At 73.9% G+C, this 21,103-nt stretch carries 21 protein-coding genes; 12 read left to right on the top strand and 9 right to left on the bottom strand.

What is annotated here, in order from left to right:
- The first annotated feature begins 100 nt into the window (after nt 1–100).
- From ACH4MY_RS09820 to ACH4MY_RS09785, 8 genes are all read left to right on the top strand, one after another.
- On the top strand, nt 101–775 hold the full coding sequence (locus ACH4MY_RS09820; RefSeq protein WP_398000061.1) for a lysophospholipid acyltransferase family protein: 675 nt from the start codon (nt 101–103) through the stop codon (nt 773–775).
- Between the two features lie 143 nt (nt 776–918).
- Nucleotides 919–1,689 (top strand): cupin domain-containing protein, encoded by a 771-nt coding sequence (locus ACH4MY_RS09815; protein WP_398000058.1) that lies wholly within the window; start codon nt 919–921, stop codon nt 1,687–1,689.
- Entirely contained in the window at nt 1,686–2,777 is a 1,092-nt protein-coding gene (locus ACH4MY_RS09810; RefSeq protein WP_398000055.1) for a hypothetical protein, read from the top strand. The genes ACH4MY_RS09815 and ACH4MY_RS09810 overlap by 4 nt, the downstream gene beginning before the upstream one ends.
- Complete coding sequence (locus tag ACH4MY_RS09805; RefSeq protein WP_398000052.1) at nt 2,774–3,877, top strand: hypothetical protein; 1,104 nt, start codon at nt 2,774–2,776, stop codon at nt 3,875–3,877. Before ACH4MY_RS09810 ends, ACH4MY_RS09805 begins: the two co-directional genes overlap by 4 nt.
- Nucleotides 3,874–4,833: a hypothetical protein gene (locus tag ACH4MY_RS09800; RefSeq protein WP_398000049.1), complete on the top strand. Its 960-nt coding sequence runs from the start codon at nt 3,874–3,876 to the stop codon at nt 4,831–4,833. Before ACH4MY_RS09805 ends, ACH4MY_RS09800 begins: the two co-directional genes overlap by 4 nt.
- A gap of 43 nt (nt 4,834–4,876) precedes the next feature.
- The gene (locus ACH4MY_RS09795; protein WP_398000047.1) at nt 4,877–5,434 is read left to right on the top strand and encodes a hypothetical protein; all 558 of its coding nucleotides are present in this window, start codon (nt 4,877–4,879) and stop codon (nt 5,432–5,434) included.
- A 53-nt stretch (nt 5,435–5,487) separates the two neighbouring features.
- Nucleotides 5,488–7,263 carry an asparagine synthetase B family protein gene (locus tag ACH4MY_RS09790; protein ID WP_398000044.1) on the top strand — a complete coding sequence of 592 codons (1,776 nt, stop codon included), beginning with the start codon at nt 5,488–5,490 and terminating at the stop codon, nt 7,261–7,263.
- Nucleotides 7,264–7,333: 70 nt separating this feature from the next.
- Nucleotides 7,334–8,764, top strand: a complete 1,431-nt coding sequence (locus ACH4MY_RS09785) for an aldehyde dehydrogenase family protein (protein WP_398000041.1) — start codon at nt 7,334–7,336, stop codon at nt 8,762–8,764.
- Here the strand turns inward: ACH4MY_RS09785 and ACH4MY_RS09780 are convergent.
- The 7 genes from ACH4MY_RS09780 to ACH4MY_RS09750 all read right to left on the bottom strand — a co-directional run bounded on the left by ACH4MY_RS09780 (nt 8,761) and on the right by ACH4MY_RS09750 (nt 15,660).
- A complete protein-coding gene (locus ACH4MY_RS09780; protein WP_398000039.1) occupies nt 8,761–9,228 on the bottom strand; it encodes an NUDIX domain-containing protein in 468 nt (155 codons plus the stop codon). The two genes, ACH4MY_RS09785 and ACH4MY_RS09780, sit on opposite strands and share 4 nt — an antisense overlap.
- Before the next feature lie 133 nt (nt 9,229–9,361).
- Nucleotides 9,362–10,291: a glutaminase gene (locus ACH4MY_RS09775; RefSeq protein WP_398000036.1), complete on the bottom strand. Its 930-nt coding sequence runs from the start codon at nt 10,289–10,291 to the stop codon at nt 9,362–9,364.
- Nucleotides 10,288–11,382, bottom strand: a complete 1,095-nt coding sequence (locus ACH4MY_RS09770; RefSeq protein ID WP_398000573.1) for an enoyl-CoA hydratase/isomerase family protein — start codon at nt 11,380–11,382, stop codon at nt 10,288–10,290. Before ACH4MY_RS09770 ends, ACH4MY_RS09775 begins: the two co-directional genes overlap by 4 nt.
- Nucleotides 11,383–11,767: 385 nt before the next feature.
- The gene (locus tag ACH4MY_RS09765) at nt 11,768–12,451 is read right to left on the bottom strand and encodes a GNAT family N-acetyltransferase (RefSeq protein WP_398000034.1); all 684 of its coding nucleotides are present in this window, start codon (nt 12,449–12,451) and stop codon (nt 11,768–11,770) included.
- Nucleotides 12,452–12,736: 285 nt separating this feature from the next.
- Entirely contained in the window at nt 12,737–13,453 is a 717-nt protein-coding gene (locus ACH4MY_RS09760; protein WP_398000031.1) for a ribonuclease H, read from the bottom strand.
- A gap of 78 nt (nt 13,454–13,531) precedes the next feature.
- Complete coding sequence (locus ACH4MY_RS09755) at nt 13,532–14,449, bottom strand: AAA family ATPase (RefSeq protein ID WP_398000028.1); 918 nt, start codon at nt 14,447–14,449, stop codon at nt 13,532–13,534.
- A 2-nt stretch (nt 14,450–14,451) separates the two neighbouring features.
- Nucleotides 14,452–15,660 carry an RNA ligase gene (locus tag ACH4MY_RS09750; protein ID WP_398000025.1) on the bottom strand — a complete coding sequence of 403 codons (1,209 nt, stop codon included), beginning with the start codon at nt 15,658–15,660 and terminating at the stop codon, nt 14,452–14,454.
- Between the two features lie 191 nt (nt 15,661–15,851).
- Between ACH4MY_RS09750 and ACH4MY_RS09745 the strand changes: the two genes are divergently transcribed.
- On the top strand, nt 15,852–16,217 hold the full coding sequence (locus ACH4MY_RS09745; RefSeq protein WP_398000023.1) for a hypothetical protein: 366 nt from the start codon (nt 15,852–15,854) through the stop codon (nt 16,215–16,217).
- A 181-nt stretch (nt 16,218–16,398) separates the two neighbouring features.
- Nucleotides 16,399–16,980: a dienelactone hydrolase family protein gene (locus tag ACH4MY_RS09740; RefSeq protein WP_398000020.1), complete on the top strand. Its 582-nt coding sequence runs from the start codon at nt 16,399–16,401 to the stop codon at nt 16,978–16,980.
- Here ACH4MY_RS09740 and ACH4MY_RS09735 read toward each other — a convergent pair.
- Nucleotides 16,970–17,401: a protein-tyrosine phosphatase family protein gene (locus ACH4MY_RS09735; RefSeq protein WP_398000018.1), complete on the bottom strand. Its 432-nt coding sequence runs from the start codon at nt 17,399–17,401 to the stop codon at nt 16,970–16,972. The genes ACH4MY_RS09740 and ACH4MY_RS09735 overlap by 11 nt on opposite strands.
- A 201-nt stretch (nt 17,402–17,602) precedes the next feature.
- Between ACH4MY_RS09735 and ACH4MY_RS09730 the strand changes: the two genes are divergently transcribed.
- A complete protein-coding gene (locus ACH4MY_RS09730) occupies nt 17,603–18,814 on the top strand; it encodes a hypothetical protein (protein ID WP_398000015.1) in 1,212 nt (403 codons plus the stop codon).
- A gap of 6 nt (nt 18,815–18,820) precedes the next feature.
- Here the strand turns inward: ACH4MY_RS09730 and ACH4MY_RS09725 are convergent, their stop codons facing one another.
- Nucleotides 18,821–19,390: an NADPH-dependent FMN reductase gene (locus tag ACH4MY_RS09725; RefSeq protein WP_398000012.1), complete on the bottom strand. Its 570-nt coding sequence runs from the start codon at nt 19,388–19,390 to the stop codon at nt 18,821–18,823.
- Between the two features lie 247 nt (nt 19,391–19,637).
- On the opposite strand from ACH4MY_RS09725, the gene ACH4MY_RS09720 reads away from it, so the two are divergent.
- Nucleotides 19,638–21,020 carry an NAD(P)/FAD-dependent oxidoreductase gene (locus ACH4MY_RS09720; RefSeq protein ID WP_398000009.1) on the top strand — a complete coding sequence of 461 codons (1,383 nt, stop codon included), beginning with the start codon at nt 19,638–19,640 and terminating at the stop codon, nt 21,018–21,020.
- The last annotated feature ends 83 nt before the right edge of the window (nt 21,021–21,103 follow it).

Genomic DNA, 21,103 nt, shown 5'->3' with positions numbered 1-21,103 from the left:
TTGGGTACGTGAGCTGAGTACGCGTGCTCATGTCGGGGACCGCGCGCTCTCGCACGATGGAGGAGTCCGCACATCGTCCTCGGATCCAGGGGGCTCCTCCGTGCTCAGCCGTCTCGCCGCCCATGTCGTCCCGTTCTTCGGGCGCCTCACCGTCACCGCCGACCCCGGGGCCCTCCTCGAACCGGGCAGCATCCTGGTGGTGAACCACACCTCGACGGCCGACCCGGCGCTCGTCCTCGCCGCGCTCCGCAAGCGGCTGGCCGTCGAGCCCGTCCTGCTCGCCACGGCCGGGCTCTGGCGGATCCCGCTGCTCGGCCGTGCGCTGACCCGCGAGGGATACGTGCCCGTCCACCGCAACTCGTCCCGCGCCGCCGCGGCCCTCGACCACGCGGCCGTCGCACTCGCCTCGGGCCGGCACGTGATGCTGTACGCGGAGGGCCGCATCCCGCCGCGTCCGGACTCCGCCGAGAACCCGCCAGAGGCGTTCCGTACCGGGCTCGCGCGGCTCGCCGCGGTCACCGGCGCCGCGGTCGTGCCGATCGGGCAGGCCGGTGCCCGTCGGATCACCTCCGGCGGGCGGGTGAAGCAGATCGCCGGGGTCCTCACGGCTCCCGTGCGGAGGCCGGGCCTCCATGTCCACATCGGGTCGCCCCTGCGGCTGCCCGCCGATGTGACCGCCGCGACGGAGCTGGCCCACGGGGCCGTCACCGAGGCGTGGCGGACGGCGGCCGGGGCACTCGGTGAACCCGCCGCCTCGGCGCACCGGCGTCACTGAGCGGGGACGAGCGCCCGGAGAGACCCGCGTTCACCTCGGAGTCACCCGTGGATCACGCCGAGGACTCCCGCTGTTGCCGAACGGCGCTCTACCATGCGGTGGCTGTACGTGATCACGTACAACGAGCGTCAGGGGGAGGCGCGATGGCGGGACGACCCGTACGAGCACAGGACCGGATACCGGACAACATACCGAGCGGGGTCCCCGGGGACCTGCCCGGCGGAGTGGAGCTGTACCACCTGAGGCCCGACGGCGGCATCCTGCTCGCCGACCGGGACGGCCGCCGGGAGCTCGGGCCGGAGCGGGAGTTCCTGCGGTTCATCGACGACGGGCAGTTCGCCCACTATCTGGTGGGCGACGCGGCCACGTCGCCCGAGCGGCCGTCCAACGCCACGGTCAAACTCGGGGTCGTGGGCCCGCGCAGCGCCTTCACGCCGCATGCTCACGGCGGCGAGCACTTCGTCCTCAGCCTCGGCCACGCCGCCTGCGGGCTCTACGACGAGGCCCGCGGGCGCGTCACGGACATCCCGCTCGCACCGGGCATGCTGATCCGGATCCCGGAGATGATGCCGCACTCCTTCGCCAACCGCGGCGAAGCTCCGCTGACCATCCTCGCCGCGAACACCGGGTACGGGATCGACCACGAGGACTACGCGATCACCGCCGCCGAGGCCGAGCGGCGGGCGCAGGCCCCCGTCGCCGGCCCGGGCGGCCGGACCGCGCCGGCCACCGGCGTCCTCACCGGCGACCGGGCACGGGCCGCCGGATCCCTCACCGACTACGGAGCCCTGGCCGCCGCGCTCCGCGACATCGAGCGGGCCCAGCGGGACCACGGCATCGCCGCCACCACCGTCCGGGAACGCCTGGCCGCCCGGCTGCGGCGGGTGGCGGCCGCACTGGAGGTGCCCCGGTGATCTGCCCCCACTGCGAACGCAATCTGCTCCGCAAGGAACGGCCCGGCAACCGCTGCTCCCGCTGCGGGCGCGCGTACGCGCTCGACCCCAAGACCAACCCGCTCGGCCTCAACGACCTCCGGGTACGCCGGATCACCGCGGCCCTGACCGACGGGGGCCGGATCCGGATCGTGCCGGACCAGCTGTGGTACGCCCTCTCCCGCAAGCGCCTCCGGGAGAGCACGTACGCCCAGGGGTGCGCGGGCGTGGCGTTCACGGTGGCCGGCTTCGCCACCGTCGTCTCCGTCGTCGCCGAGGCCCCGGTCGTCCTGCTCGTCTCCGCCGCCCTGCTACTCATCGGGCTGGGCATCGCCGTGGCCCGCGCCTCGGGCGTCGGGAAGGGCATCCCTCCGGTCGCCCGGGGGAACTTCCCCGCGCAGGTGCTCGGCGCGTGGCGGCAGGTGTACGGAGCGCTGCCTCCCGGAGTGCTCGACACCGCGGCGCCCGCCGTCGGCTCGGCGTCCCCGAAGGACGGGGCCGCCCCGACCGGTGTGCTCCTCTGCGGTGACCACGCCGTCCTCGCCTTCCTCGTCGCCGACGGCCTCCCCGCCCGCCACGGCCTCGTGCCGGTCCGGAGCCCGGAGGAGGCCCGCGCCGTGCCGTCGAACGGTCCGGTGCTGGTCCTCCGCGACACCGACGCGGACGGCGAGCTGCTCGTACGGAGGGTCCGCGAAGCCCTGCCCGGCCGTACCGTCGTCGATGCCGGACCGCCGCTGCGTACGGTGCTGGCGCTGCCGCAGGCCGTTCCCTACCGGGACCCGCGGCGGAAGAAGCCCGACCCGGCGGTCGTGGAACGCCTCGCCGAACTCGGCACGTTCACCCCGCAGGAGCTGAAGTGGCTCGGGCAGGGCTGGCGGTTCCCGCTCGTCGGGCTGCCGCCGGCCAGGCTGCTCGGCGTCGTCGACCGGGTCGCCGGACAGCTCACGCGCGGGGTCGACGCCGACCGGCGGCGCGCCGAGCGGCTCGGCTTCCTGACCTGGCCCGACCCGGCCGGTCCCGGCCCGGTGGGTCCCGATCCGGTGGGTCCCGATCCGGTGGGTGGCCGGTGATCTGCCCGCACTGCGCCGCCCAGTTGGCGGTCAAGGAGCGGACCGGGCAGATCTGTTCGCGCTGCGACCGCCGGTTCGCGCTGGACCCGAAGGTCCACGGCCACGGCATGCACGACCTGCGGATCCGGCGCGTCGTCGCGCAGGCCACCGACGACGGCCGTCTGAAGGTGACCGTCACCCAGCTCTGGTACCTCGCCCGCACGTCCAGCGGGGCGTGGGGGCCTAGGCCCGCGCACGGGATCCGGCCCGCCGTCCGGTGGCTGGTCGCCCTGCCCGTCGCCGCCCTGCTGATCCTCTGCGTCGGCCTGCTGGAGGGCGTGCCGGCGACCCTGAGCGGGGTCGCGGCCGTCGCCGTGCTCGGGGCGGCCACGTTCATGAGGCGGACCCCCGCTCAGCGGGGCGGGTCGAGGATCACTCCCGACGAGGACCACTTCCGGGGGCTGGTGCGCGGCCGCTGGCCGACGGTGTACCAGCACCTGCCGACCGGTGTCGTGGACGACGATCCGCACGCCCGGGCACCCCGCGAGTCGACCGTCGGCCGTCCCGAGGCCGTCGTCCTCTGCACCGATCACGCGGTCGCGGTGTTCCTCCGGGCCAACGACATCCCGGCCCGGCTGAAGGCGCTCCTCGTCGAGGCCGAACCGGCCACGGCGCACGACGCGCTGGTGGACGTGCCCGGCCGGCTCCCGGTCGTCGTCCTGCACGACGCGAGCGCGCTGGGAGCGTTGCTGGCTCCCCTGCTTCGCCTCACCCACCCGGGCAGGGTCGTGGTGGACGGTGGCCTCCCGGTCGCCGCGGTCCGGCTCCGGGACGGCGCCGTCCGCCGGGTGTCCCCCGTGCCCACCGTCGACGCCGGGAAGCTCCGCTCCGTCGCGGGCCTGTCCGAGCAGGACGCCGCGTGGCTGGCCCAGGGGTTCTGGAGTCCGCTCGCCGCCGTCCCCCCGCGTCGCCTGGAGTCCGTCGTCACGGCGGCGGTGGAACGGGCGCGGGCCGCCCGGCCCTTCGATCCGCGAGCCATCGACGGCTTCCTGACCTGGCCGGCCGAGGCGCCGAAGACGGTCGGCGACGCGTCCCGAACGAAAGGCACCCCGGCCGGATGAACCAGCGACACCTCCCGCCCCCGCGCACCGGCCGACGGGCCCGTCCCGACGCCGGCACCGCCGCCCGGGCGCCGGGCGGACCGACCGGCGGCCCGATGGCCGCACTGACCGATCGGGCGGTGGCCGGACTCACCGGCCGCGCGATCACCGTGGCCGCGGCGCGCGCCGCCGCACCCGGCGGGCTGCGCTTCACCGAGCGCCAGCTGTACTACGAGACCTGCCGCGTCCTGAGCCCCGGCCCGGCCTTCCTCGGCCGGATCCCGGGCACTCCCGCCCCCGTCCTGCGCCTGCCCGTGTTCACCCGCGCGCTGGAGGCGGGCGGCCGGGAGACCGTACTGGGGCTGCTTCCTCCGCTGCCGGCGCGGCCCCTCCCGGCACGCCGGACCGAGGAGTCGGAGCCCGACCTCTACGCCTACGGGCTGCCCCGCCTCCTTCTCTGTCAGGACCGCTCGATCGCCGGGATGCTGCTCGCCAACCACGTCCATCTGGAGGCGGCCTGTCCGGTCCTCGCCGCCGACGACGCCCTGCCGCTCGACCCGCGGCTGCTCGCCGCCCTGGAGCGGGCCGGCGGCGCCACCGTGCACGTCCTGCACGACGCGAGTCCGTCCGGGATCGCACTCCCGGCCCGGGTCCGGGCCGGTCTCGGGCCGGTGCCCGGTGTCCGGGTGGTCTCCCTGGGTCTGGTGCCCCGGCACGCGGCCGCCCTGCGCCTGCACTCCGGCCGCGGCCCGGCGCCCGGTCCCGCCGGCCTCACCGAGCTGCCCGCCGCCCTGCGGCCGAAGGAGGCGGACTGGCTGGCGAGCGGACGGTTCGCCCAGGTGGCTGCCGTGCCCCCGGCCCGTCTCGTGCGGACGGTGCTGCGACTGACCCGGGGGCCACGTCCTCCCCGCGACTCCCTCTGGAGCGGCCTGCGCGGACTGCGCGGGACCGGCTTCATGACCTGGCCCGCCGCGTGACCCGTCCCGGCGCCCCCTCCCACACACCCGAGGTACGCACACCATGATCCGTCCCGAAGAGATCGGCTACGCGGACGAACTGCTCGCCGACGGCACCGTCCACCGCACCTACGAGGACGGCCTACAGGAGTGGCGGCGCCGCACACCCGGGCGCCCGCAGCTCGTGGCCTGGCACGACAACCGCGGCGGCTCCGGCACCGACGAGCTGCTCGGCGACCGCGTCATCAAACGCACGCTCGCCGACGGCTCCGCCACCTACGCCCGGGACATCGGCTACGGCCGCACCCTGTGGGCCCGCGGCGAGAGGGTCCTGGTCAACCGGAGTTCCTTCGGCGGCCGGATGGGCGCGCTCCTCACCGGGCTCGGTGTGGCGACGCTGGCCGTCACCGCCGCCCAGCTGCCGCCGCTGAGCCTGTCGCCCGAGCAGGAGGAGGCGCTTCGGCAGCAGCAGGCACAGGCCTCCCAGTCCTCCGGAGGCGGTGGCGACACCGGCACGGGCGCCGACGGGGACGCGTCCGGGGACGGGTCCGGGGACGGGGACGACTGGGACGCGAACTGGGACGGCGACGAGGACGCCTGGAGCGACGACGACTTCGGCTGAGCCGCGCTCCCGGCGCCGCCGCACGAGAACGACACGAGGAGAAGGAGCCGTACGTGGCACGACTGTGCGCCTGTCTGGCCGCCACCACCGGGCAGGCCCGCGCCCATCTCGACGCGATGGGCGCCCTCGGGCCCGATCACGTCCCGGCCGGGGTCGCCGGCGCCGAGCTGTCGCTGGTCGGCGGTGAACACGGCCGCGCCGAGGGCCCGTTCACCGCGTACGGCCGGACGGCCGTCGGGGAGGTGACCCTGCACAACCGGCCGGTGCTGCTCGCCGCCCTCGCGGAGCGTGCCGCTCCCCCGCCGCCGGGCTGCTCCGACGGTGAACTGCTGCTGCGTTCCTGGGCGTTGTTCGGAGACGAGGGGGTGGCAAGGGCCGAGGGGATGTTCGTCCTGGCCGTGCTCGACGGCCGGGACCTGGTCCTGATCCGGGACCACGTCGGTGCCCGCACCCTGTTCTACGCCCGGGCCGACGGCGCCTGGGCCGCGTCCACCTCGCTGCGGGCGCTGCGCCGCTGGCCCGCGCTCGGCACCTCGATGGACCTGTCGGCGGTCCGTTCCTTCCTCACCTTCGCCTATCTGCCCGGGGAGGAGACCCTGCTGACCGGTGTACGGGAGCTGCTGCCCGGCCGGGTGCTGCGGCTCCACCGGGACGGGACGTCCACCGAGAGCGTCCACTGGGAGCCGCGCGAGCGGATCGAGGATCCGGTGCCGGAGGATCCGGCCGGTCATGTCCGCGCACTGCGGGACCTGTTGGAGCGGGCGACGGCGAGCCGGCTGCCCGTCGCCGAGCCGGCCGCCGTGCTCCTCTCCGGCGGGATCGACAGCTCGCTCGTCACCGCCCTGGCGGCGAAGCTCCACGGTCACCCGGTGCACACCTACTCCATCAGCTTCGGCGACGACCTGCCGAACGAACTGGGCTACTCGGGCCTGGTGGCCGCCCACTGCCACACCCGCCACCAGGTCCTGAACGTCTCCGGCGAGGCCGTGGCCGCTCGGCTGGCCGAGGCCGCCGCACTCCTCGACAGCCCGGTCGGCGACCCGCTGACCGTGCCGAACCTGATGCTCGCCGAGGCGGTGGCCGCCGACGGCGCGTCCGTCGTCCTCAACGGCGAGGGCGGGGACCCCGTCTTCGGCGGACCGAAGAACCTCCCCATGCTGGTCCAGGAGATGCACCGGACCCCGGGCGCGCCCTGGGACGAGGACCGGGCGACCGCGTACCTGCGCTCGTACCGCAAGTGCTGGACCGACCTACCGGATCTGCTGACGGCACCGGCCCTGGAGGCCCTGCGGGACGCGCCGCCCCTGGAACGGCACGTGGCGCCGTACCTGACGGCCGACGGCGGCGGCCCGTACCGGATGGGGCACCTCCTCAACCAGCTCCTCCACTGCAACCTGCGGACCAAGGGCGCCCACCACATCCTCACCAAGGTGGAGCGGCTGACCTCCTCGCAGGGCGTGGAGGGCCGCTCGCCGCTCTTCGACCGCTCGGTCGTCGACCACGCCTTCGCGACCCCGCCCGCCTTCAAGCTCCGTGGCACGGCGGAGAAGTGGATCCTCAAGGAGGCAGTCAGGGACCTGCTCCCCGACACGGTGGTCGACCGCCCCAAGAGCGGGATGCGGGTGCCGGTCCAGCAGTGGCTGACGGGCCCGCTCCGCGACCTGACCCAGGACCTCCTGCTCGGCCCCACGACCCGGCGGCGCGGGCTCTTCCGGCCGGAGACCGTCCGCGCCTGGCTGCGGGGCGAGGGCGCCCTGCTCCCCCGGCAGGGTGGCAAGTTGTGGCTGGTGCTCACCCTGGAGCTCTGGCTGCGCTCGTACGACGTGTGAACCACACCCGGCAGACCGTTCCACCGAGTCCGTCGCCGTCGCGACGCGCTCCGTCCCGTGAAAGGCCCTCATGAGCACCAGCCTCCCGACTCCCCCCGTCGACCTGACCGATCCCAGGACCGGGGCGCCGCGCGGTGCCTCCGTGCGGTCGCGGCTCCCCGAGGTCCGCGCGGCCGTGTCCGCCGCCCGTGCCGCCCTGCCCGCCTGGAGCGCGCTGACCCCCAAGGACCGAGGGCGCCGGCTGGACCGGCTCGCGGGCCTGGTCGAGGAGCACGCGGCGGAGTACGCGGCCCGTGAGCGGGCCGGTACGGGCAAGCCCGAGTCGGAGACCGCGGGCGAGGTCGAGCAGGTCGCGGATCTGTTCCGGTTCTTCGCGACCGCGGCGAGGACCCGTACCGCACCGGCCGCCGGCCTGCTGGTGGCGGGCCACGAGAGCTGGGTCCGCTGGGAGCCGATCGGCGTGGTCGGTGTGGTCGTGCCCTGGAACTATCCGCTCCTGATGGCGGCCTGGCGCTGCGCGCCGGCCCTCGCGGCCGGGAACACGGTCGTGGCGAAGCCCGCCGAGACGACCCCCGACAGCCTTCTCCTCCTCGCGGAGCACGCCCTGTCGGCGCTCGGCGCGGAGGTGCTCCAGTGCCTCCCGGGCGACCGGGAGACCGGTCGGCTGCTCGTCGAGTCCGCGGTGGACATGGTCGCGTTCACCGGCAGCGGCCGGGCCGGGGCGGACGTGGCGGCGCGCGCGGGCACCCGGCGGGTCAGTCTGGAACTGGGCGGCAACGCCCCGGCGATCGTCCTCCCGGACGCGCCCGACGACACCTGGGCGTCCCTCGCGGACGCGGTCACGTACAACGCCGGGCAGAGCTGTGCGGCCCCGGCGCGGGTCATCACCCTGGCGGAGAACTACGAGTCCGCCGTCGAGGGGCTGACGGCGGCGCTGGGATCCCGGGTGGCCGGCCGGGACTTCGGACCGCTGAACAACCCGGACCAGCTGGCCCGCTACGACCGGCTGGTCGCCTCCTCGGGAGCCAAGCGGAACCTCGCCGCGGGCATCGCGCCCGCTCCGGGCGAGGAGGCGGGGCACTGGCGGCCCGCGACGCTCCTCGCGGACCTCCCGGACGACGACCCGGCCGTCACCGAGGAGGTGTTCGGTCCGCTCCTCACCGTGCAGCGGGCCGCTGACGTCGCGGCCGCCCTGGCCCTGGCGAACGGCGTCCCGCAGGCGCTGGCGGCGAGCGTGTGGACCACCGACCTCACGGCCGGGCTGGAACTGGCCGCCGCCCTGGACGCGGGCGAGACCTGGCTCAACTGCCATCTCGTCCAGACGGCGGAGCTCCCGCACGGCGGCCGCGGCGCCTCGGGCCACGGGACCGATCTGAGCACACTGGCGCTCCAGGAGTACCAACGCCCCAAGACGGTCACGGTCCGGCTGGGGCGCCGGAACCAGCAGGTGTCCTGTCGATCGCGCCGCGAGCCCGGGCCGGGCGGCGAGACCCCCCGCTAGCGCTCCAGGTAGGACGCGCGGGGGATGTCTCCGGAGGCGAGCAGTGCCAGGTGGTCGCGGTAGCGGGGGGAGACGGTCCCGAGGGAGGCGATCTTGTCCAGGGGCACCCAGTCGAGGCCGATCTGGTCGACGTCCTCCTCTGTTCCGCCGACGAGTTCGGGACTGCCGATCACGGTGCACAGGAAGACGATCTCGACCCGGTGGTGGTTCTCCGCCGCCAGGGGGCCGGGGTCGTCGACCCAGCCTTCCAGGACCCAGAGCAGCGGGCCGACCTCCACCGTCAGTCCGGTCTCCTCGCGTACCTCCCGGCGCACCGTGTCGGGCAGGAGTTCACCGGTCTCCTGGCCTCCGCCGGGGAGGAACTGTCCCTCCCGGCCGTTCCAGATGTTGCGGGTGAGGAGGACGGAGCCCTCGTGGAGGACGACGGCCTTCGCGGAGGTGCGGATACGGGTCGGGACGGTCATACGGGGGTCTCCTCGGTCCGGTGGGTGCGGCCACCGGGGCAGCATGCCCAGCGCGCCCGGCGGCATGCCCACCGCCTCCGGCGGCATGCGGATTCCACCCGGTGGTGTGCCCTCCGTACCGGCGGCGAAGGGTTCAGAAGACCGACAGGCCCGTGATGGTCGTGAAACGGTCGAGCGCGGTCACACCCGCCACCGAGTTGCCCCTGCTGTCCAGGCCCGGGCTCCAGACACAGAGGGTGCAGCGGCCCGGCACGACGGCGACGACGGCTCCGCCGACCCCGCTCTTGCCCGGCAGGCCCACGCGGTAGGCGAAGTCGCCGGCCGCGTCGTAGGTGCCGCAGGTGAGCATGACGGCGTTGACCTGCTTGGCCTGGCTGCGGGTCAGCAGCCGTGAGCCGTCGGCGCGCAGTCCGTGACGGGCGAGGAAGCCGGTGGCCAGGGCCAGATCGGCGCAGGACGCTTCGAGGGAGCACTGGCGGAAGTACTCGCGCAGCAGGTCGGGGACGGGTCCCGTGATGTTGCCGTAGGAGGCCATGAAATGGGCGAGGGCCGCGTTGCGGTCGCCGTGGGCGGCCTCCGAGGCGGCGACGCCGGAGTCGAAGGCGAGGTCCGGGTTGCCGCTCTCGGTGCGCAGGAAGTCGAGCAGGCTGCCCGAGGCGTCGCCGGTCAGCCGGTGGAGGCGGTCGGTGACGACGAGGGCGCCCGCGTTGATGAACGGATTGCGCGGGATGCCGTTCTCGTACTCCAGCTGGACGAGGGAGTTGAACGGGTCGCCGGAGGGTTCCCGGCCTACATGGGCCCAGAGCGTGTCGCCCTCCCCGGCGAGGGCGAGGGCGAGGGTGAAGACCTTGGTGACGGACTGGGTGGAGAAGGGACGGCGCCAGTCCCCCACCCCGTAGACGGTGCCGTCGAGTTCCGCCACGGCCATGCCGAAGTCGGTGGGGTCCTCGGCGGCGAGGGCCGGGATGTAGTCGGCCGGGGTGCCCCGCTCGGTGAGTGCGGCGATCTCCTCGGCGATGCGGTCGAGTACGGGCTGGAAGGAGGTGGTGGTGTTCGTGGTCACGCGCGGTCCCGGGGTACCCGGTCCTCGTGGGCGCGGCGGGCGGCGGCGAGACCGAGGTCACCGCCGGGCGGTGCGGTGAAGAAGCGGGCGACGGCCTCGTCCGTGACCTCGGGGAGGGTGGCGGGGGTCCAGTGGGGGTCGCGGTCCTTGTCGACGACCTGGGCACGGATGCCCTCGACGAGGTCGGGGGTGGCCAGGGCGGCGCAGGAGACCCGGAACTCCAGGTCCAGGACCTCTTCCAGGGGGGCGAGGGCGCGGGACCGGCGGAGGGTCGCCAGGGTCGCCTTGAGCGCGGTCGGCGACTTCGTGAGGAGGGTGGTCGCCGCCTCCTTGGCGGCGGGGGCTCCGCTGTCGAAGAGGCGCTCGACGACGGCCTCGACGGTCTCGGCCGGGTAGCAGGCGTCGATCCACTCCCGCTGCTCGGCGAGGACGCCGGGCGGGGCCGTGGCCGTGTGGCGGGCGACGGCCTCCTCGGCCGTCAGGCGGGTCAGGTCCTGGACCAGGGCGGGCAGTGCGGCGGAGGGCACGAAGTGGTCGGCGAGGCCGGTGAGGATCGCGTCGGCGGCGCCGACATGGCCGCCGGTGAGCGCGAGATGGGTACCGAGTTCCCCGGGGGCGCGGCCCAGGAGGTGGGTGCCGCCGACGTCGGGGACGAAGCCGATGCCGGTCTCCGGCATGGCGATCCGCGAGCGCTCGGTGACGACGCGGACGGAGCCGTGCGCGGAGACGCCGACGCCGCCGCCCATGACGATGCCGTCCATGAGGGCGACGTACGGCTTGGGGTAGCGGGCGATACGGGCGTTGAGCCGGTACTCGTCGCGCCAGAAGGCCTCGGACGCGGAGCCTCCGGCGCGGGCGTCGTCGTGGATGGCGCGGATGTCGCCGCCGGCGCAGAGACCGCGCTCTCCCGCACCTTCGACGACGACGGTGTCGACAGCCGGGTCGTGCTCCCACGCCGTGAGGGCGGCGTCGACGGCGAGGACCATGGCGTGGGTGAGCGCGTTGATGGCGCGGGGGCGGTTCAGGGTGATGAATCCGGCCCGGCCCTCCGTCCGGAGGAGTACGTCGGCGGTTCCGGTCGGCACGATCACTCGGTCCCTTCGGGTGGCGCTGCTCACTGTCGCGATCACCGTACCGGGCGCGTCCGGATGTGCTCGATGCGGATCCGGAGAGCGGTACGGACCGGCCGCCGAAGAGGAGGGAGTCGAGAGCGCCGGAGGGCGCCGGGGGCGGGAGCGGGCCCGGACGTCCGAGGACGTCAACCGTCAGGCGTCAGGCGCCGAAGGAGGACGTCAGTGGCGCCGAGGACGGGGGCGGGAAGGACTCATCCGCTTCTCGCGGATCCTGATTGCACGGTGCGCGGTCCTGTGACGGCCGCTACCCCGCGTCCTCATATGTCGAGTCCTTCCCGTCCCCTCCATGGAACCACCGCTCCGACGGGGGCGCGAGCGCCCGCCGGAGCGGTGCCGGAAGGGGTCAGGCCGGGAGCAGGTCCTGCGGGACGCGCACCTGGCGGGGGGTGGAAAGACGGAGTTCGATGATGTCCCGGACGGTCGGCCATTCCTCGTCGAGGACCGAGTAGAAGGCCGTGTCGCGGACGGCTCCGTCGAGACCGCGCGAGTGGGCTCGGCGCACGCCTTCGCAGCTCGCTCCGAGGCGTTCGATCGCGATTCTGGAGCGGGTGTTGCGGGCGTCGGCGCGCATGGTGATGCGGCGGACGCCCCAGGCTTCGAAGGCATGTCGGAACATGAGGTATTTGGCTTCGGTGTTGATCCCGGTACCCCGGGCGTCGCCCGCGATCCAGGTGTTGCCGATCTCGGCGGCGTCCGGCACGGAGGTCAGGGGATCTCCGTGGGGCATGCCGGGGACGGGCGGCCAGATCAGCGGCCCCCGCCAGTAGTCGAGTTCGAGGAACCGGGTCGAGCCGATGACTCGCTCGTCGGCCGTACTGATCAGGGCGAAGGGCAGGGACCGTCCTGCCGCCTGATCCGTAAGGGCGCGGGCGATGTAGTCGAGGGCCGATTCGAAGCCGTCGGGTACGGGGGTGAAGGCGTAGGCCGATCGGTCCGCCCCGCCGGCCCGGGCGAGGGCTTCGGCGTGCCGCATCGCCAGCGGCTCCAGGCGCACGGAGCGCCCGGTCAGGAGAACAGGTACTGGCACGGAACCTCGGGTCTTTCACGGGCAGGGAAAGCTTCCGCCGAGGGGTCACCGCAGCGGCAGCAAGGGGGAGGTTCTCGCCGGTGCCGACCACGTCGTGAGAGCGACAAACAAGCAGGTAAAACGGTTCGTCACCGGTGCGAGGAGGACAGTATGCAGCCACAGGCGCTCGGAGAACAGAACCCCGGGCGAACCCGGATACACGCGTGGGTGAAGGCTCGCGCGCGCCCGGGCCGGCCGGTCTCAAACAACGGACGGAGCCGCCCGCCAGTCGGACGGCTGGAGGGTTCAGACGCAGGTGGGATGGCCCCAGCCGTCGGAGTTCTTCGCGATGGTCTCGCCCTTGTCATAGGCCTTGCCGCAGCGGCAGCGGCCCGAGAATCTCGCCTTCAGCGTTGCGCCGGACGAGCGTGTCCGGCTCGTCGAGGGGCCACCCGAGGAGCCTGCGGACGAACCGCCCGAGGAGCCGGACGGCGCTGAGGAGCGCGCACGGGGCGCGGAGGCGCGTGTCGGGGCTTCCGGCGGGGGCAGCGGGGCGCCGGCGGCGGAGCCGATGGGCTCCTGCGTACGGGCGCTGTGGCTGGCCGCGCGGTCGGCCGCGTCGTTGAGGGGGTCGCCGTCGACCTGGTGCGCGGGCACGTAGACGAAGTCGACGTCCCGGCCGGTGAGGAGCGCGTCGATGCGGACGACCAGGTCCTTGTTGGCGACGGGGCTGCCGGAGGAGGTCTTCCAGCCCTTGCGCCGCCAGCCGGGGAGCCAGGTCGTGACGGCCTTCATGGCGTACTGGGAGTCCATGCGGACCTCGACCGGCGCCGCCGGGTCGAGTACTTCCAGCAGGCGTTCCAGCGCCGTCAGTTCGGCCACGTTGTTGGTCGCCCGGCCGAGGGGACCCGCCTCCCAGCGGTCGATCGCTCCGTCGCCGCTGCCGATGACCCATGCCCAGGCCGCGGGGCCGGGGTTTCCCTTGGACGCGCCGTCGCACGCCGCGATGATCTTTTCCACCATCCCACGATCCTGACACGGCGGCGGGGGTGGACGGTCCCGTCGGCCGGGGGACGGGACCGTCCCGCCCCCCGGGGCCGGTCAGAAGGCGCCGTAGTTGACCTGCCAGGTGGGGAGGCCCATCCGACGCCAGAGGGCGACGACGCGGTCGCGGTCGTCGAGGGAGACGCGGACGGCGTACCGGTGGCGGACATGGGCGTCGAAGAGCTCCGCCTTCACGAGGTCGTCGCCGCGGCCGTCGCCGGAGGCACGCATCCACAGTTCGTCGTACGGCACCTCGTGCCGGGCGAGCCAGCTCTCGGTGAGGGCGCGGTGGTCCTCGCTCCGGCCGGAGAGCAGGACGATCCGGTCCCGCTCGGTGTGCCGGAAGGCACGCAGGGCGTCGCGCACCGAGACGTTGAGCAGGTCGCGGTCGCAGCGGGTGAAGTCGTACGCGCCCCGGTCGACGCGCAGGGCGAGGGTGCCGTCGATGTCGCACATGACGGCGGTGGGGAGGCTCGGGTCGGCGACGTAGGGCTCGCCGACGGTGGGACGGTCGTTGAGCCAGTCCGCGGTGAGCCGCCAGCCGCCCCGGGTGGCCTTGGCGTGCTTGTCGGCGAGGATGCGGATGATCTCCTCGCCGACGGGCCGCTCGCGGGCGGCGTCGCGCCGGACGCACTCGTCGACGGGCACGGAGGTGAAGTCGTGGACGGCGAAGGTGGCCAGGCCGCCCACGGCGGCCTTGAGCCGCTTCGGGATGTGCCGGGTCAGGTGGGTGTTGTCGACGACGACGTCGAAGCCGTCCTCGACGGCCGCGCGGACGGCGGCGTCCTGGATGTCGAGGACGGTCCGCTCGTGCGCGTGGGAGTGGCCGCGCTCCGCCGAGGGGAGGTCGAGCATGTGGCGGAGGTCGTCGAGGTTGACGCGGCGCACGCGCCCCTCCGCGGCGGCCTGGAGGGCCCGGGCGGCCGTCGTCTTCCCGGAGGCCGGGAGGCCGGTCATGACATGAACGACGGGCACGGTCAGTTCTCCTGGTCGTGGGCGTAGGGGTCGGTGGTCTCGGGGCGCAGCTGCCGCCACACGAGGAGCTCGGTGGGGCGGCCGTCGAGGCGCAGGAAGAGCGCGGCGCGCAGACCTCGGTCGGGCTCGCCGGCGGCGGCGCGGGCGAAGGCGCCGCGGTCGCCCGCGAGGTGGGCCACGCGCGCGTACGCCTGGTCGATGGCCCGCTCGCGGTCGGCGGCCGCGGCGTCGAGTCGGCCGATCACCTCGCGCACCCAGGCGTCGAACTCGTCCGGCACCTGCTCCAGGAGGGCGTCCAGGGGCTTGCCGCCGGAGGCCTCGACGTCGCTGACGGCGCAGCCGAGGCCCTTGGCGAGTTCGCCGGCCGGCACGGCGGCGAAGCGCTGGATGCCGTGGCCGCGCCAGATGTCGCGTTCGGTGACACCGGTGAGCACCTTGTGGAGGCGTACGTACTCGGCGAGCTTGGCCTTGGCGCGCAGGCCGGAGGCGAAGCGCAGGACGAAGCCCTCGGCGTCGGTGCCGGTGGCCCGGTGGCCGCCGGGGAGGGTGTTGGACTCGGTGAGGGCGACGAGCTCGGCGACGCTCATGGCGGGCCAGGTGCGGACGATCGAGCCGATGGGGTGCCAGCCCGCGGCGGCCTCGGCGAGCGGGGTCTCGGTGCCGTCCCGGTCGAAGGCGGCGAGCAGGACGAGGTCCCGGCGCTCGCCGTAGTTCACGACGATGCGGTTGCCGGGGTAGAGGATCTCGGCGAGGTAGGTGACGCCGGGCTTCAGGCCCGTGGTGTCGGCGGCGTCGAGCCGGCGCTGCGCCCAGGTCGCCTGGGCGCTGGTGAAGGAGCCCTTGGAGGCGACGTGCCAGCGGCCGTCGTAGTGGAAGACGACGGCGAGGCTGCCGTCGACCTTGTCGTACACCTCGAAGGGTTCGTCGGGCAGCGGCGGCGCGTAGGGGCGGCCGACGGCGTGCTCGCCGATGTTGAAGAACTTGGGGAGGGGGAGCGCGACGACGCGTCCGGTGGTGTCGTCGGCGACGAGTCCGCGGCAGCGTGTGGTCGCCCGGTTCCAGTGCTGGGCGTACTGGCACGCGCGCGTGTACGTGTAGATCGACAGCGGCAGCTCGGGGTGGCGCTTGCGTGTGACGTGCCCCTCCGCGAGTGCGGTGTCGAGCTCGTCGGGCGACATCAGGTCGTGCAGAGTCAGGGTCGCCTGGCTCATGGGGTCCCTCCCGTTTGTCCGTTGATCCATTCTGGGCCGGTGGGGCCGGGGAGGACAGCGAATATCGGGCGCGGGCGGGCGGGGCGGGGGTGGTGTGCGGACTCCCGATCCGGGGCGTGTCGGTGGTGCCCCGTAGACTCGCCGTCTCCCCGTCGGTGACATCACCGGCGCAGACGAAGGAAGCGAGCCCCATGAACCACGCGGACGGCACGGCACCGATCTACGCCGAGCTCATACGGGAGCGGGGGGATGTTCCGGGTGACGTCCGCCAGGTCGCGGAGGAGGTTCTGCGGGACCTGAGCCGGGTCATCCAGGTGCCGCCGCAGGGCGTCCAGGCGCCGCAGGGCGCGGTCGCGCACGCGGGTGTCGGCGGTCAGATGGCCGTCGGCGGTCACCAGGGCGCGGGTGGGCACCAGGGAATGGGTGGGCACCCGGGCGTGGGCGCGCAGCTGGCGGTCGGCGGGCACCCCGGTGTCGGCGGACAGATGGGCGTCGGCGGGCACTCGGGCGTCGTGGGCCAGGCGGGCGCCGTCCTGCCGCACCGGCCGATGCGCTAGCCGTCCGGCTCCTCGTCTCCCCCTCCGTCGCCGAGGCCCCTGCCGAGACCGCCGCCCCGGGCGCTCCGGAGGCCGGTCCGCCGTGTTTCCGGGCATTGTCAGTGGCGTACGCCATGCTGCTCCCCGAACGGCCCGTTCCGCAGTGGGTGCGGGCCACGCACGCCGAACCGGGGATGACGACATGGCTGAGGTCCTGCTCTTCCACCACGCACTGGGGCTGACGGCGGGTGTCGGCGCCTTCGCCGACACCCTGCGGCGGGCCGGGCACACGGTGCACGTGCCCGATCTGTACGAGGGGCGTACGTTCACCGATCTGGAGGCCGGCGCCGGGTACGCCCAGGAGATCGGCTTCGGCACGCTGGTGGCGCGCGGTGAGCGGGCCGCCGCGGAGCTGCCCGAGGAGATCGTCTACGCCGGGTTCTCGCTCGGTGTGCTGCCCGCCCAGAAGCTGGCGCAGACCCGGGCCGGGGCCCTCGGCGCCCTGCTGCTCTGCGCCTGTGTGCCGGTGGCGGAGTTCGGTGCCGCCTGGCCGCAGGGGGTGCCCGCGCAGGTCCACGGGATGGACGCCGATCCGTACTTCGTCGACGAGGGCGACCTGGCGGCCGCCCGCGCGCTGACGGCGGACGCGGCGGACCGGGAGCTGTTCCTGTACCCGGGGAGCGCGCATCTGTTCGCCGAGCGCGACGCGCCGTCCTACGTGCCGGAGGCTGCCGCGCTGTGCGTGGAGCGGATGCTGTGCTTCCTGGACGGCGTCAAGCGCTGAAGCGGCGGACGTACCGGCGCTGCCAGGGGGTCTCCACGGCATGCCGGTCGTAGTGGCGGCGGACGTGGTCGACCGCCTCGCCGGCCGGGACCCCGTCGAGGACGGCGAGGCAGGCCAGGGCCGTTCCGGTGCGGCCTCGCCCGCCTCCGCAGGCCACCTCGACCCGTTCCTCCGCGGCGCGTTCCCAGGCCTCGGCGAGAACGGCGCGGGCGGTGTCCCGGTCCGCGGGGAGGCGGAAGTCGGGCCAGCGGAGCCACACGGACTCCCACGGGACCTCGGGCGGCCGCTTGCCGAGCAGGTGGACGGCGTAGGTCGGACGGGGCCCTTCGGGCAGCGGGCGGCGCAGGGCACGGCCCCGTACCAGCCGTCCGGAGGGGAGCCTCAGAACGCCGGGGGCGGACTCCTGCCAGGGTTCGGTCATCCCGTCACGCTAACCGTCGGCGGGTCCCGGGGGACGGTGTTCGCGTCAACCGTTCGGTCGACCCCGTCGTCGTCCGTCCCGCTGCCGGACGGGGGCCGGCCGTCGGACCGTGGGGGGCCGGGGGCGGGCGGAGGATCGGTGCGGGGTGCGGGCCCGTCGTCCGACGGGGCCGCGCGTGTTCGCCGTACCGAGGAGTCCGACATGACGAAGTACCGCCGTGCGTTCCGCGCCGCCCGGGTGCTCGTGCCCGGAGCGGTGGCGGTCACTCTGCTCGCCGGGTGCGCGCAGGGGCCGGGAGGGGCTGCCTCCCCCGCGGGTTCGACGCCGCCGGCCGGGACCTCTAACACCGCCTCGGCACCTTCGGCCGGGACCTCCCCCACCGCCTCGGCGCCCTCGGCCGGTTCCTCCGGCACCGTGACGCCCGCGCCGGCGGGCAGGCCCGCGCCCGGCACGCTGCTCGTCAGTGACTTCGGCTCCGACACGGTCACCTTCGTCGACCCGGAGCGGGGTGCCATCGGCTCGGTGCAGGTGGGGACGGCCCCGTACGGCCTGGTCGTCGGTGCGGACGGCCGGGCCTGGGTGGCGACCGCCGAGGGCGTCGCGGTCGTGGACACGACGACCCGGCAGCGGCTGGCGCTCATTCCGTACGCGACGGACGCGGGTCCGGTGACCACGGGCGAGTACCGGGGCGGTGGCATGGGCATCGCACTCGCCCCGGACGGCCGACGGGTGTACGCGGGGGTCAACGTGCCCGGCGGGAACGGCGCACTGGAAGTGATCGACACGGCGTCCCTGCGGGTCACGGACACGGTGCCGGTCGGACGGCGCCCCTTCGACGTGGACGTGTCCCGGGACGGCGCGGAGGTGTACGCGACGAACCACGACTCCTTCGACGTCACGGTCGTCACGGCGGACACCCTGAAGCCGCGCCGGGTGGAGGTCGCGCCGTACGGCACGGAGGGCGGGCTCGGTTCCTGGCTGAAGCCGCACTACACGGCCGTACGGCCGTCGGACGGCAAGCTGCTGCTGCCCTTCGAGGGCGAGCGGCTCGCGGTCGTCGACCCGCGCACGGGCCGCACGACGATCGAGCCGATGACGGCGAACACCCACCAGCACGGCGCCACGGTGACCGCAGACGGAACGCTGCTCACCGTGGGTACGGGCCCGATCGACCCGGACGAGGACCGCGGCCCCTCCCTGACGGTCAGGACGCCCGGCGGGGCCGAGCGGGTCTACCCCCTGGAGGGTCCGCACGAGACCGTGGCCGTGTCGAAGGACGGGCGGACCGCCTATGTGACCGGCGGGTTCACCCGGGACGGGTACTGGGACGGCCTGAGCGTCGTCGATCTCGGCACGGGCGACACCCGACGCCTGGAGGCGGGCTCGCGGCCGCTGGGGATCGTGGTCCTCTGACCCCGTTCAGCGCTGGGGCAGGACGGTGAGGACCCGTTCGATGAAGGTCTTGAAGTCGGACATGAAGTCGCCCAGGAACTGCTGGGTCGTCGGATCGGTGACCTCGCCGTCCGGTGTGAAGAGCCCCGGAACGAACTGGATGTAGGCCTCGGGGGCGTTCATCTGCGGAGAGTTGCAGAAACTCAGCACGGAGCGGAGGCTCTGCTGGGCGACGGCGGTGCCGATCTTGCCGGGCGAGGCGCCGATGACGGCGGACGGCTTGTGGGTGAACGAGTTGGTGCCCCAGGGGCGGCTGGCCCAGTCGATGGCGTTCTTGAGGCCGCCGGGGATGGACCGGTTGTACTCGGGAGTGACGAAGAGGACGGCGTCGACAGAGGCGATGGCCTCTTTGAGGGCCCGTCCCTCGGGCGGGTAGTCGGCGTCGAAGTCGTGGTTGTAGAGCGGGAGGTCCTTGATGGGGATCTCCTGGAACTCCAGGCCCGGCGGCGCCACACGCAGGAGGGCCCGGGAGAGGATCCTGTTGATGGAGTGCTCCGACAGGCTGCCGACGAAGTAGCCGACCTTGTACGTGGTCATGCGTGGCGTTCCGCCTTCCGGGAGGAATCCGGCCCCCGCGTGGGGCCTTCGGCAACGTAACCCGCACCTCGCACCGCTGCGACCGGAGTCCCGCGGGGTGTCAGAGGCCCGCGAGCATGCCGAAGAGCGATCCCAGCTCAATAACGATAAAAAGGGTGAACCACGGATAATCAGAAAAACTTGCCATACAGGCTCACTCAGCCAAGTCCGTGGGCTTCTTGCACGCTCATACGGAAGGGCGGACAGCGTGACGCGACCGAGGATTCTCGTGGTGGGCGCCGGATTCGCCGGAGTGGCCTGCGTACGGAGGCTCGAACGGCGGCTTGCGGAACGCGAGGCGCAGCTCGCGCTGCTCTCGCCGTTCTCGTACCAGCTGTACCTGCCGCTGCTCCCCCAGGTGGCGGCCGGGGTGCTGACCCCGCAGTCGGTCGCGCTGTCGCTGCGGCGCAGTGAACGGCACCGCACCCGGATCGTGCCGGGTGGCGTCGTCGGGGTGGACACGGCGGCGAAGGCCTGTGTGGTGCGGACGATCGCCGGGGAGTACGTGACCGAGCCGTACGACCATCTCGTGCTCGCGCCCGGCAGTGTGACCCGCAGCTTCGACATCCCGGGGCTCGCCGATCACGCGCGCGGGATGAAGACACTCGCGGAGGCCGTGTACATCCGCGACCACGTCATCGCGCAGCTGGACCTGGCGGACGCGAGCAACGACGAGGAGGAGCGGGCCGCGCGGCTGCGGTTCGTGGTGGTCGGCGGCGGCTACGCGGGGACGGAGACGGCGGCCTGTCTCCAGCTGCTCACCCACAACGCGGTCAAGCGGTATCCGCGGATCGACCCGCGGCTCATCAAGTGGCACCTGGTGGACATCGCGCCGAAGCTGATGCCCGAGCTGGGCGACAAGCTGGGCGCCGCGGCGATGGACATCCTGACGAAGCGCGGCATCGAGGTGTCGCTGGGGGTGTCGGTGGCCTCGGTGGACGACGAGGCGGTGACGCTGACCGACGGGCGGGTGCTGCCGAGCCGGACGCTGATCTGGACGGCCGGAGTGGCGGCGAGTCCGCTGATCGGCACGCTCGGCCAGGAGACCTTCCGGGGCCGGCTCGTCGTCTCGGCCGAGATGCGGGTGCCGGGGCTCGACGGGGTGTGGGCGCTGGGCGACGCCGCGGCGGTGCCGGATCTCGCCAAGGGCGAGGAGGGCGCGATCTGCCCGCCGACCGCGCAGCACGCGATGCGGCAGGGGAAGGCGCTCGCCGACAACCTGGTCTCGACCCTCCGTGGCGAGCCGACCCATCCGTACACGCACAAGGACCTGGGGCTCGTGGTGGACCTGGGCGGGATGGACGGTGTCTCGAAGCCGCTCGGTGTGGAGCTGCACGGGGCACCGGCGCAGGCCGTGGCCCGCGCGTACCACTGGGCGGCGCTGCGGACCAATGTGGCGAAGACCCGGGTCATGACGAACTGGCTGCTGAACGCCGTGGCGGGCGACGACTTCGTACGGACCGGGTTCCTGGCGTCGAAGTCGGGCACCCTGCGGGACTTCGAGTACACGGACGCGTATCTGACCCCGGAGCAGGTCCGTCTGCACACGGGGCCGTTCCGCGGTGCGGTCGGTGCCGGCGGGGGGAACTGACGGCGGGGACTCCCCCACCAAGACGGAGACCGGGACGGGGCCGGGCGCCGAGGTGGCGTCCGGCCCCGTCCCGGTGGCCCGGC

The organism is Streptomyces sp. NPDC017246 (genome assembly GCF_044331325.1).
Taxonomy (GTDB): domain Bacteria; phylum Actinomycetota; class Actinomycetes; order Streptomycetales; family Streptomycetaceae; genus Streptomyces.
This window is presented reverse-complemented; position numbering and strand designations above follow the sequence as displayed.